General features: G+C 36.7%; 12 protein-coding genes. 2 read left to right on the top strand and 10 right to left on the bottom strand.

Features of this window, described 5'->3' with window-relative positions; genetic code table 11:
- Positions 1 to 56: 56 nt before the first annotated feature.
- The 4 genes from J3U71_RS02320 to J3U71_RS02305 form a co-directional block, all read right to left on the bottom strand.
- Positions 57 to 1,859 (bottom strand): FtsX-like permease family protein, encoded by a 1,803-nt coding sequence (locus tag J3U71_RS02320; protein WP_267392559.1) that lies wholly within the window; start codon positions 1,857 to 1,859, stop codon positions 57 to 59.
- Positions 1,860 to 1,869: 10 nt separating this feature from the next.
- Positions 1,870 to 2,619 (bottom strand): ABC transporter ATP-binding protein, encoded by a 750-nt coding sequence (locus J3U71_RS02315; RefSeq protein WP_103752803.1) that lies wholly within the window; start codon positions 2,617 to 2,619, stop codon positions 1,870 to 1,872.
- A gap of 167 nt (positions 2,620 to 2,786) precedes the next feature.
- Positions 2,787 to 3,401 (bottom strand): ECF transporter S component, encoded by a 615-nt coding sequence (locus J3U71_RS02310; RefSeq protein WP_220220600.1) that lies wholly within the window; start codon positions 3,399 to 3,401, stop codon positions 2,787 to 2,789.
- 135 nt (positions 3,402 to 3,536) lie between these two features.
- The gene (locus tag J3U71_RS02305; RefSeq protein WP_267392560.1) at positions 3,537 to 4,328 is read right to left on the bottom strand and encodes a DUF4931 domain-containing protein; all 792 of its coding nucleotides are present in this window, start codon (positions 4,326 to 4,328) and stop codon (positions 3,537 to 3,539) included.
- A 108-nt stretch (positions 4,329 to 4,436) separates the two neighbouring features.
- On the opposite strand from J3U71_RS02305, the gene J3U71_RS02300 reads away from it, so the two are divergent.
- Complete coding sequence (locus J3U71_RS02300; protein WP_267392561.1) at positions 4,437 to 5,648, top strand: L,D-transpeptidase family protein; 1,212 nt, start codon at positions 4,437 to 4,439, stop codon at positions 5,646 to 5,648.
- Positions 5,649 to 5,784: 136 nt separating this feature from the next.
- On the opposite strand, the gene J3U71_RS02295 is transcribed toward J3U71_RS02300, so the two are convergent.
- On the bottom strand, positions 5,785 to 6,678 hold the full coding sequence (locus J3U71_RS02295; protein WP_267392562.1) for a zinc ribbon domain-containing protein: 894 nt from the start codon (positions 6,676 to 6,678) through the stop codon (positions 5,785 to 5,787).
- 264 nt (positions 6,679 to 6,942) lie between these two features.
- Positions 6,943 to 9,486 carry a M1 family metallopeptidase gene (locus J3U71_RS02290; protein ID WP_267392563.1) on the bottom strand — a complete coding sequence of 848 codons (2,544 nt, stop codon included), beginning with the start codon at positions 9,484 to 9,486 and terminating at the stop codon, positions 6,943 to 6,945.
- A gap of 159 nt (positions 9,487 to 9,645) precedes the next feature.
- Between J3U71_RS02290 and J3U71_RS02285 the strand changes: the two genes are divergently transcribed.
- Entirely contained in the window at positions 9,646 to 10,011 is a 366-nt protein-coding gene (locus J3U71_RS02285) for an aggregation promoting factor surface protein (protein WP_220220595.1), read from the top strand.
- A 248-nt stretch (positions 10,012 to 10,259) separates the two neighbouring features.
- Here the strand turns inward: J3U71_RS02285 and J3U71_RS02280 are convergent, their stop codons facing one another.
- From J3U71_RS02280 to J3U71_RS02265, 4 genes are all read right to left on the bottom strand, one after another.
- The gene (locus tag J3U71_RS02280; protein WP_267392564.1) at positions 10,260 to 10,760 is read right to left on the bottom strand and encodes a PTS sugar transporter subunit IIB; all 501 of its coding nucleotides are present in this window, start codon (positions 10,758 to 10,760) and stop codon (positions 10,260 to 10,262) included.
- A gap of 94 nt (positions 10,761 to 10,854) precedes the next feature.
- Positions 10,855 to 11,769, bottom strand: a complete 915-nt coding sequence (locus tag J3U71_RS02275; protein ID WP_267392565.1) for a serine hydrolase domain-containing protein — start codon at positions 11,767 to 11,769, stop codon at positions 10,855 to 10,857.
- Between the two features lie 14 nt (positions 11,770 to 11,783).
- On the bottom strand, positions 11,784 to 12,611 hold the full coding sequence (locus J3U71_RS02270) for a PTS system mannose/fructose/sorbose family transporter subunit IID (RefSeq protein ID WP_267392566.1): 828 nt from the start codon (positions 12,609 to 12,611) through the stop codon (positions 11,784 to 11,786).
- Positions 12,598 to 13,365, bottom strand: coding sequence for a PTS mannose/fructose/sorbose/N-acetylgalactosamine transporter subunit IIC (locus J3U71_RS02265; RefSeq protein WP_267392567.1), 768 nt, complete (start codon positions 13,363 to 13,365; stop codon positions 12,598 to 12,600). The genes J3U71_RS02270 and J3U71_RS02265 overlap by 14 nt, the downstream gene beginning before the upstream one ends.
- Positions 13,366 to 13,376: the final 11 nt, after the last annotated feature.

The raw sequence follows: 13,376 nt of genomic DNA, 5'->3' as shown, positions 1-13,376 counted from the left end.
TCTCCTAGCGCAAAAGTATTAAAAAATCTAAGCGAGAGATTAGTTTTTTCATTTGCTTATTTTTCCTGTGGTAAAACGACTTTCTGGTAGAGCTTGACCGTGATTGCATAGTAGATAAAGTACAGAACAATAAAAATTGTAAATGGGATCCATAAGTGATGGTACGGATTAGGCAAAAGAATCCTAAATAGTTTCAAGCCAAATAAAACATCTAGTATTCCTAATACCGCAGGCAGCAAGAATAATGTACCCAGTTCACTTTTAACCGCTGAACTTAAAACTCTTCTTCGCGCACCAATTTGATAAAGCATCTGGTAACGAATACGGTCCCTAGCTGCCCCGCTTAGTACCTTAAACATCAAAGTAGAAGCCAGCATGGTCAGGAAAGCAAGTCCCAGGAAAAAGCCCATAAATTCAAACCCGCCACTGAAATTGCTAATTAATTGGTAGAAAACCGGTTTACTCTCATTAAATTGGTTAAGGTAATGCGGATTTTCTTTTAATTGCAATTGCTGAATCTTTAATAAAGTTGGGTAATCCTGTTCGAAATTTTTAACTAACATTAGCGACAAGAAATGAGGCTTACCAGGTAAGTTCTGCCAGTCAGAATGGGATACAAGTTTAATTTTCTTAGTCGTCCCTAATAGTGAACTAAAGGCATTGTTTGCATGTGTATCACTTTTAGCAAGGTCACTAAGTGCTAAATTGACAGTTTTATATGTTGGTTCATGACCTGCTAAATAGGCCTCTTTGTCTTTAACCGGCTGCTTTTTTAGCTCATCCCGCATTAAAAATAAATTCTTGCGATTTTCTTTATAATGGTAGGTTTGCTCAGTAGAAATATGTAATTTGGCAACTTCGGTTTTAACGGCGGGCGATGCGCTGACAACAATATTGTCGTAATAGATACTTTCTTTGCCCAAATCTTTAAGAGTAGTGAAGTTAAGTCCCACAGTGATTGCACCCAATGCCAAAGCAAATAGCAGTGAAATAATAGTTAAGATTTTAGTTAAGTCATGCAAGCGAAACTTCAGTTGGCCCAAGATGAAGACGCGTAATCCGCGATAAGAAAGAGATCTTTTTTTAATTAAGAAATTAATGACGCCAACACACGCGGCATCAAAAATAAAATACGTTCCTGCAACAATTGTTATGAGTGCACCTGGAATAATTAGTAAAAACATGTTTAAAGGCAGGCCCAAGATATGGTAACCAGCCGCTAATAATAGCAGACCCAAAATAGCTTCAACTGCAAGCTTAATCGGATGATTACCTAGTTTAGCAGGTTTTTGATCCTCCTTGAGTAAGCTAATAATTGGCGTGTGCGTTAATTTTCGCACATTATGAATAGCGCCCCAAAAGAACATGAAAATGAAGAAAATGAGTGTCCAGCCAATTGCTGGCGGATAAATCACAGCAAAGTGAGTAATCTGTAAATTTAATTTTGTAATGAGTAATTGTGACACAATAGCAGTTAAGCCAAAGCCAAAGACAATACCTGCAATTGTAGCCAATATCCCAGTAATTAAGGTTTCGATAAAAATCAATAGCCCGATGCGGCTGCTTTTAGCTCCTAGCGACATAAACATACCGTAATCATGCTTGCGCATACTGAGCAAAAGCGAATTGGCATTAATTAAGTAAACAAAAGTAATCAAGACTAATAAAACGATCCCAAAGGCAAAGGTAAAATTTAGATAATCCGTTGAGGCATTGACATCATGACTAATAAAAGAAGGATTAATAGCAATCGTTAAGAACATGTAAAAGATCATGCTAGCAACTATTAAGCCTGAAAAAAGAACAAGATAGTCTTTAAGTCGGCTTTTGATGCCCGTTAAAGAAAGTTTCCAAATCATGATTTTCACCCTATTCTTCAGTACCTAAGTGTTCAAGCAATTGGTGATAAAACTTTTGTCTCGGTAAATCTTGCTTGAGTAGTTGCTCACCAATTTTTCCGTCTTTAATAAACAAAATACGGCTAGCAAAACTAGCGGCAAGTGGATCATGCGTAACCATTAGGGTTGTAATACCATCGTTTGTATTTAAGTCGCTCATTGTATCTAACAGTTCACGGGCACTCTTTGAATCAAGAGCTCCAGTGGGTTCATCAGCTAACAAAATTGCTGGTTCATGTACTAAAGCCCTAGCTGCGGCAACTCTTTGCTTCTGCCCGCCAGAAACTTCAGCCGGATATTTATTAATAATCTGACTAATACTTAACCTAGCAGCAATACGATCAACTAAGGGATCAATTCGACTAGACTTTACCCCTTGAAGTGTCAACGGCAAGGCAATATTTTCGCGGTTAGTCAAATTTTCCAGTAAATTAAAATCTTGAAAAATAAAACCAATTTGCTTACTCCTGAAGTCTGCTAGCTGGTTGGCATTAAGCGTGCTGTTGTCTTGGTGATTAATAAAAACGTGGCCCGTTGTCGGTTTATCAAGTGTAGAAAGAATATTAAGCAAAGTAGTTTTACCTGAGCCAGAAGCACCCATGATGGCAACGAATTCACCTGAATTAACGGCGAAATTAATCCCCTTAAGTGCCTGATATTGCTTTTCTCCTCGTTTACCGTAGGTTTTAGTTACTTGATCTACCCGTAAAATTTCAGTCATAATTCAACCTCACTATTATTTCTCTGTATTATTTAACTAATACACTATTCCAATCTTTTGAATTTGTCAAACAAAAAAAGCCATTTGCAAAGCAAATGACTTTTAAATTTAATTATTTAACTAAAATTGGCGTAGCCGATAAAAGCTAATTTTTATCTAAAAACGGACTATCTAGCTCTACTCATTACGGTTTTTAACGGGGTAACAATAATTGGCGTAACGATAGCAGTAAAGATTGCTTCAATCAGTCCATTCATGCCAAGCGCAATAATCAGTGCTTGGATCAAAGGTGTTCCCGTGGCAAAATTGCCCATATACCCCATTAGCCTAGAGGAATTCCCCATAAAAATGAGACTAGTCAAAAGAATGACTAAAACAGTATTCGTTAATGACGTAACTGCACCAGCAACGATATAGCTGCCTTCTTTAACGCCTCTACTCTTATTTTGACTGGCCTTACCAATTAGCCCTGGAAAAAGTCCCGCACAAATACTTGGTATAAATGAAATAAAAATATTCTGGAATAGGATTAAGCTGACCATATCTCCAGGCTGGGTATATGCTAGGATCACCCGTAGCAGTCCCCAGAAAATACCAAAACAAGTTCCGGCAACCGGTCCCATTAGCAATGAATAAACAGCAACTGTCAACGGCGCTGTAGTAATTGCAGGCAAGCCAGGCAAAATACGGATGTAACCAATATTAGGGACGAAAGTCTGCAGTAAAAAAATTGCAATAAATAAGGCAGTAATTGCCAAGTTTCTAGTTTGTTCTCTACGCATCTGATTTCTCCTTAAATAACACGTTGTCATTATATTGCTAAACCAAATAAGCCGCAAATAATCGTGCTTAAGATTATTAAAAATTATAATAATGGCATAAAGAAAAACTATCAATGCTGTCTATGGCAAGTTTAATTATTTATTAGCGGTGATAGCAAAAAACTGCCGTAATTTTTGGGCCTCGTCCTGTAATTTCTCTTCGTTATCTACTTGAGATAGTTTGTAGCCAACAAAATATGGTGGCGCAGCAAAACGCGCAATCAGCTTAGCACAAATCACATTATTTTTTCGCGGATAAAAAAAGAGGTTATACGAATCACACCGGCCATTCGAAAGAACCGTCAGCATATATTTTGCCCCGCATTGAATCCAATCTGCCCACAAGTCTATACCGGCGCTATTAAGCAAATTGATATTAATTTCAATATAGCCTTGAACCGGAAAACGGGCAATATTGACTTCTACGTCCTCCTGGTTAAACAAAGTAACCCCATTAAAATTCTTTTCTGACAAATAATGGTAGCCGTCTTGCTTTTTCAGACCAACAATCTGCATATGAGGATGAATGAGTGATCCACCCGATTGCGGGCCAAAATTTTTATACCACAAGGTTGACCGAAACTCTTCTTGCTTTCGCATTTTATTAAAGCATGCTAAAGAAAAACGCATTAACGCCCGGTTTTGTTTAGTAGAATAAGTGGTAATATCGCCTTGATGATCGCTCGACTCAATTAGAACGGTTTGAACCGTATCACGCAACGTAGGATATTTGTTGCGCAACCAAATCATATCCCCGTTACGGTCATAAATGTTGCTCAATTCATCTGGCGCGCAAAAGGGACAACCTGACTTATTCTTGGTTTTTCGATATGAATTGGGCTTTTCCTTGGCAATATTAACATCAAAAATTAACGGATCATTTTCCATGCGAACCTCCTAACAAGTTTTTAACTATTGTATTTTACTAGAGTCTCAATAGATGATAAACTGGAACCGCAATTATTTTAAAAAAATTATTTACAGTGGATAAAAATTATGGAATCGAGAAAAAACTTAAAAAAATACAATAATCGCAACAATCTTTACCTAATCATTATTGGAATTGTTTTAATTTTAGCGGTTGTTTTCGGCGTAGTTTTATATAACCACCATGTCGAGTCACAAAGACAGGCAAGAGAATTTGCCACCAACCATTTTAACCCTAATGTAAGTATTTATGGTGTTAAAGTGGGTAATTTAACTATTGCCAAGGCAACGGCCAAAATTAACCGACAGGCCAACAATATTGTGACCCTTGAAAAAGGTAAAGTCGCAATCGAGCGTGATCCCAGCATTAACACAATTGATCGGCAAACTGTGCGCGACTATTTTGTTAAACAACACACAGCCATGCCCAACAAGAAAAATTATGAATACTACTATACTGATTTAGAAAGTGCCAACAGCAAGTTAACGTCAGTTAGTCGTGCCAGCGTTACCTACAAAGTTGCCGGTAAGTCCTATAAATTAAAGGCAAATGAGCTCCTTAACAAGGTCATTTTTAAACAAGGTACATTCTCGTTTATTAATTCGGAGAATCTAACAGCGAAATTAAATAAGATCGACCAAGAAGTTTCGACAATTCATAAAAGCTACCAGTTTAAAGTACCGGTTAAAAATAAGCTTAATAGTAAAACAATTACCGTCAAAAATGAGAGCTACGGCTGGGGCGTTAACGTCAAAAAAGCGCAAAAAGCAGTTGAAGAGGCCTTTTTAAAAGGTACAACCAGCTTAAATGGCGAAGATTACATCTATGGTTTAGGCTACAGTACTTATGGTCTAGGCTATAACAAGTCCAATCATGGAATCGGAAATGATTATGTTGTTGTTTCTCTCAAGAAACAAGAATTATGGATTGTCAGAAAAGGCAAATTAGCCGTTCACTTAAACGATGTTGTTACTGGAACTGAAAATGGCGGCAAAGGAAACCGTACCCCTACTGGCGTATGGTATATTCAGTATAAAGAATCGCCCGCTGTTTTACGCGGCCGCAACAATGACGGTTCAAAGTATGCCTCTCCGGTAAAATACTGGATGCCGTTTACTCTTAGCGGTTGCGGATTGCATGATGCCAGTTGGCGCGGCGATTGGAGTAAAAAGGCATACTTGCGGGGCGGTTCTCACGGTTGCGTCAATATTAAGCCAGGTGAAATCAAGCATGTTTGGCATAATGTTGTTAAGCATGAAGCAGTCATCGTCTATGACTAACTAGTGAATACTCTAAGTTAATAATAATTAAAAGGGCATGTTGCAATTTATAGCAGCATGCCCTTTTAATTTACTCGCGCATTTGTTAATAAGGGAAAAAGGTAAAATACCAGTTTTCCCATTTGAAATTTCGTAATTAATTTAAAGTTGAAAAGATTTGGTTTAAGATTGATTGATACATTGAATTGCATAGTATTGAAAAGAGAATAGCGATTGCTACTAGTATTATCAGATAAGAAATAATATAACCATACATTTTATCTCTAATAGGCTGTCTATTTTCACCAAGCGCAGTTACCTGGAAGCCCATGTAAAAGAGCGAAAAGATGATAAATAATACTACAGAAACAAATGAGCCGTTATTTGGACCCATTACTAAAATAACGAAGACTAATAATGATAATATCAAATTAAGGTTGCTGGCGTGAACGCCCCGATTAACGAAAGCGATTAAGCCGTCAGTTTTACCATAAATAAAATAATGTCCTGCATAATAGCCACCAATGATAATTGCTTCAAACAAAAGTGTGAACAGCAGTAAACTGATGACGCCGCTAAAGGCAAAACCAGAAACTATTCGACCTATACCATAGCCATTAGCCATAGACTTCAAGCAAAAATAAAAGCCTAAAATAATCAGCAAGTCGTCTAATAGAATCGTAGCCCAGCCATACCAGCTTTCACCAATCAGCGCTGAAAATGGATGCTGCCATGAATCAACGCACCATTGCCAGTAATTTTGAATGACGTTATTTGGTCTTTCTGAATTAGCTTCTTGCGTATTAGCTGAAGTCGGTGCTTGCCGGAACTGATTTTCTTGCGCTTGTTCATTATTAGCAGCATTTGGCTTTGTCTGATTTTGCTCAAAGTTTTCTCCACTATTCGGTTGACTTTTTATTTGGTGTGAATCCTCTGACTTAGCAATAGCCTCTTGAGGACTATTATCTATCTGCCGCAGATCGGCCCCACATTTAGTACAAAAATTGACATTTGATTTCATCAATGCGCCACAATTTGGACATTTTTTCATTTGTTAACCCCCTTATTATTCCCTTAATTATTTTACTAAATAACTATCAAATAGCAATTCACTAAGAAGTTAAATCTTAATTTAGCTGGTACGATAAAAGTGCCTATTCTGCTACGTCATTTACTATTACCATTAATAAATTACAATTAATTGCTTAAAGTGTTATTTTGCACCAATAAAAAAACACCAAGCTCACTGTTTAGCTTGGTGTTTTAAGTACATCAATATTAACTTAATGATACGAACTTGATAAGTGTTAGATTCCTACTTATCCTGCGACAAAATTGCCTTGATTGCTTCATTAACTTGCGCTTTTTCATTTGCAACTAAAGCAGCTTTTGTTGCAATTACGCGTGTATCCATCTTAATTTCACGACCAAGTCCTGGTTGATCGATTTTTGGCTCAAAGAATTCCTTGAATTCCGTTAATCTTTGTGCGGTATCGAAAACTTTCGCAGTTACAGTGATATAACTTGTGAATTCCATATCGCCACCGATTGTCTTTTCAAGCCATGACCAGTCTTGACGTAACCAATCCCATGCTAATTGTTGACCATTCTGGTTAAGTAAAATGGAGCGGTACCAAGCACGAAGATCTTGGGGTTTGATAATATCAGCATTTTCAAAATTATCCACAATCTTCTCTAATTCATTCTTGTCCTTAGTCATAGTAATAGCTGCTAACAAGTCTTGCTTAAAGTATGGATCTACTGCTTCTTGGTACTGCTTAATTAAGTCGGCAACAAGACCAGGCTGATGATAATTTCTAACTTCATTTACCAAAACATGAGGTCGTACTGATGCCTCAATGGCTGCTAAATTGTCCTTATTTTCTGTAAAAATTTGGTGACCTGCTGCATAAATAGAAGAATTTTCTGCATATAGCGCAGCCATTAAAACGATTGGTCGAATCAGTTTATCATCTGAAGTATCAGTCTTTTTGGCTTGCCAGCCTAAGCGGGTTACATTTTCGGCAGATAATTTATTGCAAAATGCCTTCAGCGCTTTTTCGTCAGCCGATCCGTGAGTGACAAATTTCCGCAATTGATCAACAATATTGAACAAAATATTAATAACAATATTAGATCTAGATGCAGCAAACTTCGGTAATAGCGGAATGATTTGCGCATAAGAAATTTGGTTACCCGCGGCAAGCAAGGACAAGTCTTGCAAGAGTTGTAATTGGTCAACTGGTTGTAATTGATCAACTTCGGTCATAATATCATTCATCAATGTTTCGTCATAGTTAACAATAAAGTGCGAACTATTACCAACATTAATGCGTAATGCATGACCGGCTTTTGCACGCAGGTCTTGATAATCACCAAGATCAAGTTCACGCTCTGACATAATTTGTGGCGCAGCGAAATTGGCGTTAAGTGGAATTGCCCATTTACGGTTAGCATCTTTGCCTTCACCAATAAAGAATTGCTTTTGGCTCAAAACCAAATGATTTTCTGCATTAACTTTAGCCGTGACAACCGGATAACCAGGTTGATCCAGCCAAGTGTGCATGATTTTACCAATATCTAGGTCAGTTGCAGTGGATAATGCATTCCACAGGTCGTCACCGGTTGCATTGCCAAACTGATGTTGGTCAAAGTAATACTTCAGCCCTTTGCGCAATGCCTCGTCGCCCAATAAAGCGCGAACCATTACTAACATTCTTGAGCCTTTAGCGTAAACTATCGCACTATCAAAAATCGAATCAATATCGGCAGGATGCTCAACTTCAACGTGAACTGGTTGGACACCATCAGTGGCATCACGATTTAAAGCAGCAGGAACTTCTGATATTTGGTAAACATTATCCCAAACGTGCCATTCAGGCTCTAAAGCGTCAATTGAGACATATTCCATCATGTTGGCAAAACTTTCGTTTAACCATAAATCGTCCCACCACTTCATCGTTACCAAATCACCAAACCATTGGTGAGCAAGTTCATGGGCAATAACTGTTGCTACATAAGCTTTTTGCTCCGGAGTAGCATTGTCTGGATCCAATAAAATTGCAGCTTCACGGTAAGTAATCAAGCCCCAGTTTTCCATTGCCCCGGCAGAAAAGTCAGGTAGCGCTAATTGCCAAGAATGTGGTAATGGGTACTTAGTTTGATAAAACTCCTCATAAAATTCAATTGCCCGCTTGGCGATATCAAGCGCAAAGTTTAGTTCCTTAGCTTGATGCGCTTTAGTCGCAAACACGCCTACTTTGACGCCGTCTTTGGTTTCTGTCATCTTAGATTGCAATTCACCGAACGCAAACGCAATCAAGTAACTGGACATTCTAACTGTTTTTTCAAAATAGTGAACGCCATTTTCAACCTTGATTTCCGGCATATTAGCAATTGTCGTTTCGCCTTCGTGCTCGTCATATTTAAGGGCTAACGAAAAAGTGGCCTTTGCTTCAGGCTCATCAACGCATGGGAAAGCCTGACGAGCTGAGGTAGTTTCAAATTGTGTTCCAATAATCTGTTTTTTAACGCCGTTCACTTTGTAATATGAAGGATAAATTCCCATCATAGTATCAGTTAGTGGTGCGGAATAAGTAATCTCAACTGTAACTTTGCCTGTTTTGCCTACCGCAATTTTTATTGCTTCTTCCTCATCATCAACGGTGAAAGGAACCTCAGTACCATCACACATGACTTTCGTAATAGTCATATATTTTTGGTTAATTAAAATTGTATCTTCGATTGCCTCACCAGTAATTGTTGAAGTACCGGTAATTGTTTTCTGTTCACGGTTAACATCAATAAACAAGTCATAATGATCAGGATGAAAAGTTTCATAAAAATGTTTTGCAGTCATAATCTACCTCCTAGAATAGTTTCCTCTAAATTCTACCAAAACTATGCAGAAATAACATTAAAACCTGATTGTAAGAGTCGCGTGTTAATTCTGTAACAACAATGAAATATTGCATGTGTATGATTATCCATAGTAAATGAATGATCTTTTTTATAGGGAATGAAGAAATTGAAGAAAAATAAAAGTCTGTTAACTAAGTTAATTGCAGCTTTAGCACTATCTTTTGGTTTTACTGTTGTTGCGCAAACAACTAACACCAGTTCAAATGTTCAAACTGTTCAAGCTGCTAGAAAATTATCTAAGCGTGAACGTGCTGCCAAGAACTGGATTGCAATGAGAGAATCCGGTGGTAACTACTATGCTAGAAATGGTGTGTGTTACGGTAAGTACCAATTAAACATTAATTACCTTCATGGTAATTATTCCCCTAAGAACCAGGAACGAGTTGCCGATAATTACGTTTACGGCCGCTACGGTTCATGGGTTAATGCCAAGAGCTTTTGGTTAAGTCATCATTGGTATTAAAAAGAGTAATAGATTTCAGTTTTCCTAATAATAAAAACAGTTTAGTAATTGACTAAGCTGTTTTTTATTTTGTCTTATTAATAATCTACTCCAAGCAAAACGCTTTTTAAAGAAATTAAAATAATTTCTGTGCAAACAATCTTTAGTTAAAGTAACTATCAATAATTACTAACTTTATAAAATCGGATAATCTATAAAAATACTAAAACTAAAATATACTTAACTAATCTTTTAATGATTAAAGCTTATTATTTATAAATAACCTTTAATTTTTTTAAATCTTTTTTTGAAGAATTTGGCGTTAGCTGAGAGACAAATTTAAAAGGTAAAGTGGCAATTTGTCTAATATATTTAAGGTCACTATTATCAACTTTAACACAAGTATCAAGCTGCATCTTTTTTTTATCACGCTTATTTAATGACAATAGTCCATAATTGCCAACGTTTATCACACCAATTTGCTCGACATTTTGGGCAATAGTTAATGCATCTTTAAAATTTTCAACAACAATCATGATTGCTAAGGACTGCTGTTTAAAGTGATTGAGAAATTTTATTGATTTATCAATGCTGTATAAATCAAATTTGATATTAGAAGGAACGGCAAGCTTCATCGACATTTTCTGAAACTCGTTTGCAGCTGTGTAATCGTTTGCCACCAAAATACTGTTTATACATAGTGCTTTTGACCAGACCATTGCGACTTGTCCGTGAATTAAACGCTCATCAATCCTCAACATCTTAATCATTCTGATCACGCTTTCTTTTTTATCTTTTAAAATTATACCGCATAAACAGAAAAAACTTCTAATACTAGTAAATAACTTAGTATTAGAAGCTCTTTTAGATATTTTTCATTGCAATTAAAGGCTGAACTAAATTATTCCAAACTTCGTTAAATAGCTTCTTCTGCTCTAATGACTGAACCGTAACCACCAAATTATTTTTGGGTACTACTATAATAAATTGCCCTAATTTGCCATCAGCTCTATATGACTGATAATCAGGATTAATCCAGTACTGATAACCATAACCAAATTTTGTTCTACCTTTTGCATTAAAAACTTGATTCTTCGTCGCGTCTTCTAAATACTTAGTATTAATAATTTGTTTCCCATGCCAATTACCTTTGTGCAATAAAAGTAATCCAATTTTGGACATTTCATCAATAGTCAGCATTAGAGAATGGGCACCCATTGTATGACCCATCGGACAGGAGAGCCAATCCGGATTTCCAATTCCGATAGGCTCAAAAAATCTTGGCGTCAGATAATTAACAAGAGTAGCACCACTGACCGCTTCCACAATACAGCTAAGGATATAGCTGTTAAAAGTGGAATACAGAAAGTTAGTGCCGGGCTCATAAACAAATTTACCATTAGTAAAGTAATATCTTATCCAATCTTTTACTTGGTAGCGCTCTAAATCGTCAGCAAAAAATAGCGGATTTTCGAGACCTGTAGTCATAGTCAACAGATTTAAAACTGTAACTTTTTTGATCCTCGAATCAAGCGTAGTAAAGTCAATTTGAGGAAAAAAATGAAAAATTGGATCAGATAGCTTTAAAAGTCCTTCTTGACAGGCAAGGCCAATTCCAATCGACGTAATGCTTTTAGAAACTGAATAAACATTAAGCCGCGTAATTGGATCAACTTCCTTTTTTTCATCTACAAGTTTATCATTTTGATAAATCTGTATATTATTAATATTAAAATGTTTTTCTAAACTGTAATCCATAAAATTACTGAGAATTGTCATTTAACCTACCTTCTTTATGCTTGTAAAATCCCAAAAAATGCTGCAATAATACTAATGATAATAATCCAAAGCAAAATTGTGTTAACTTTATAACCTTTCTTAATTGCCCAATAAACTATTCCTGTGGCGATCACACCTAGCATATCTGGCATGATTCCATTTAAAACTGACATTAGACTGATTGCCGACTTACCTGAGCCAATTGTTAAACCAGTTTTGACAGTAACCATTGTTGCAATCATTGCACCAATAACTAACAGACCTAAAGTTGCAGCACCTTGGAAAACTTTATCCGTAATACCCAATTTTTCGAATTTGTTTAAGGCTTTCATGCCTGAGTCGTAACCCCAGTGTACTCCATAATATCTAACTAAAATATTGGGAATATTAAAAATCAACAAGAATAAAATCGGTGCAAACAGATTACCCGTTAATGCAAGCGAACAAGCTATGCCTCCTGCAAGTGGCCGCAAAGTTCCCCAAAATACCGAATCACCGATACCAGCAAGTGGTCCCATCAGCGAAGCTTTTACCGAATTGATTGAGCCTTCATCAAAATTCGAATCGTTAGCATTTTCTTCTTCCATAGCTGCCGTAATACCAAAAACAAAGGGACCAAGCATTGGTGTAGTGTTAAAAAACTCAGCATGCCGTTTTAAAGCATCAGCTAAGCGTTCTTTTTCTGGATAAAGTTTCTTAAGTGTCGGGCCTAAAGCATATTGTACGCCCTGACTCATTTGCCGTTCATAGTTAAATGAAGCATTTATTGTGAAAGAACGCCAGAAAATTTTATTTATATCATGTTTAGTTAATTTCTTTTTATTTATATCAGAAGTCATCATCATTATCCTCCATTTCAACTGAATCCAGTTGAGGTTTATCATTATTTACTATACTTAAAGCTACAATTACTATTCCAATTAAAGCAACGCCTAATACAGGAACTTTTAAATATGCTGCTAAGACAAAGCCCAGTAATAAGTATGGTGCCACTTTTTTATTTATAAGCATGCTAGTTAATAGTGCAAAGCCTAGTGCGGGTAAAATACCAGCGGCAATATTCATACCATCTATGATAAACTTAGGAATAACTGCTAAAAATGACTTAACTACGCTGCTTCCCGAGTAAAAACAAACTGCCAAAATTAACGACATTAGTATGTCGTATGATAAAAAGCTAATCAAATGCATTCTGTCTACACCAGCTACATCCCCCTTTGCTGCATAGTCATCTGACTTATGTAAAAAGAAAACACGCACAGTTAAGTAATAAAAATTTTTCAATAACAGAGCAACTGTCGCAATTGGAATAGCGAGTGCCAGTGCAGCTGCTGCCCCAGATCCTGTCTTAATAGCAAATGCTGTTCCCAAAATACCACCAGCAGTAATTTCTGGTGGCAATGCGGCACCAATTGTAATGTTGCCCATAAAGGCAAGCTCCAAAGTAGCTCCAACAATTAGGCCGGTATGTAAATCCCCTAAAACAAGTCCTACTAGCGGTCCCATAACTATTGGTCGCTGAATCATAGAATTGCCTAACCCACATTCTAAAAAGCCAATAAATGCTACTACAAAAATTAAAAACGCTTGCAACATTATTTTTCCTC

This window comes from Lactobacillus sp. B4015 (assembly GCF_026536055.1).
Taxonomy (GTDB): Bacteria; Bacillota; Bacilli; order Lactobacillales; family Lactobacillaceae; genus Lactobacillus; species Lactobacillus panisapium.
Note: the sequence above shows the minus strand (reverse complement) of the source record. Positions and strands in the feature narration are given on the sequence as shown.

Coding starts and splice junctions, on each gene's coding strand:
- J3U71_RS02320 (WP_267392559.1), bottom strand. CDS start 1,859: ATGATTTGGAAACTTTCTTTAACGGGCATCAAAAGCCGACTTAAAGAC.
- J3U71_RS02315 (WP_103752803.1), bottom strand. CDS start 2,619: ATGACTGAAATTTTACGGGTAGATCAAGTAACTAAAACCTACGGTAAA.
- J3U71_RS02310 (WP_220220600.1), bottom strand. CDS start 3,401: ATGCGTAGAGAACAAACTAGAAACTTGGCAATTACTGCCTTATTTATT.
- J3U71_RS02305 (WP_267392560.1), bottom strand. CDS start 4,328: ATGGAAAATGATCCGTTAATTTTTGATGTTAATATTGCCAAGGAAAAG.
- J3U71_RS02300 (WP_267392561.1), top strand. CDS start 4,437: ATGGAATCGAGAAAAAACTTAAAAAAATACAATAATCGCAACAATCTT.
- J3U71_RS02295 (WP_267392562.1), bottom strand. CDS start 6,678: ATGAAAAAATGTCCAAATTGTGGCGCATTGATGAAATCAAATGTCAAT.
- J3U71_RS02290 (WP_267392563.1), bottom strand. CDS start 9,486: ATGACTGCAAAACATTTTTATGAAACTTTTCATCCTGATCATTATGAC.
- J3U71_RS02285 (WP_220220595.1), top strand. CDS start 9,646: ATGAAGAAATTGAAGAAAAATAAAAGTCTGTTAACTAAGTTAATTGCA.
- J3U71_RS02280 (WP_267392564.1), bottom strand. CDS start 10,760: ATGATTAAGATGTTGAGGATTGATGAGCGTTTAATTCACGGACAAGTC.
- J3U71_RS02275 (WP_267392565.1), bottom strand. CDS start 11,769: ATGACAATTCTCAGTAATTTTATGGATTACAGTTTAGAAAAACATTTT.
- J3U71_RS02270 (WP_267392566.1), bottom strand. CDS start 12,611: ATGATGACTTCTGATATAAATAAAAAGAAATTAACTAAACATGATATA.
- J3U71_RS02265 (WP_267392567.1), bottom strand. CDS start 13,365: ATGTTGCAAGCGTTTTTAATTTTTGTAGTAGCATTTATTGGCTTTTTA.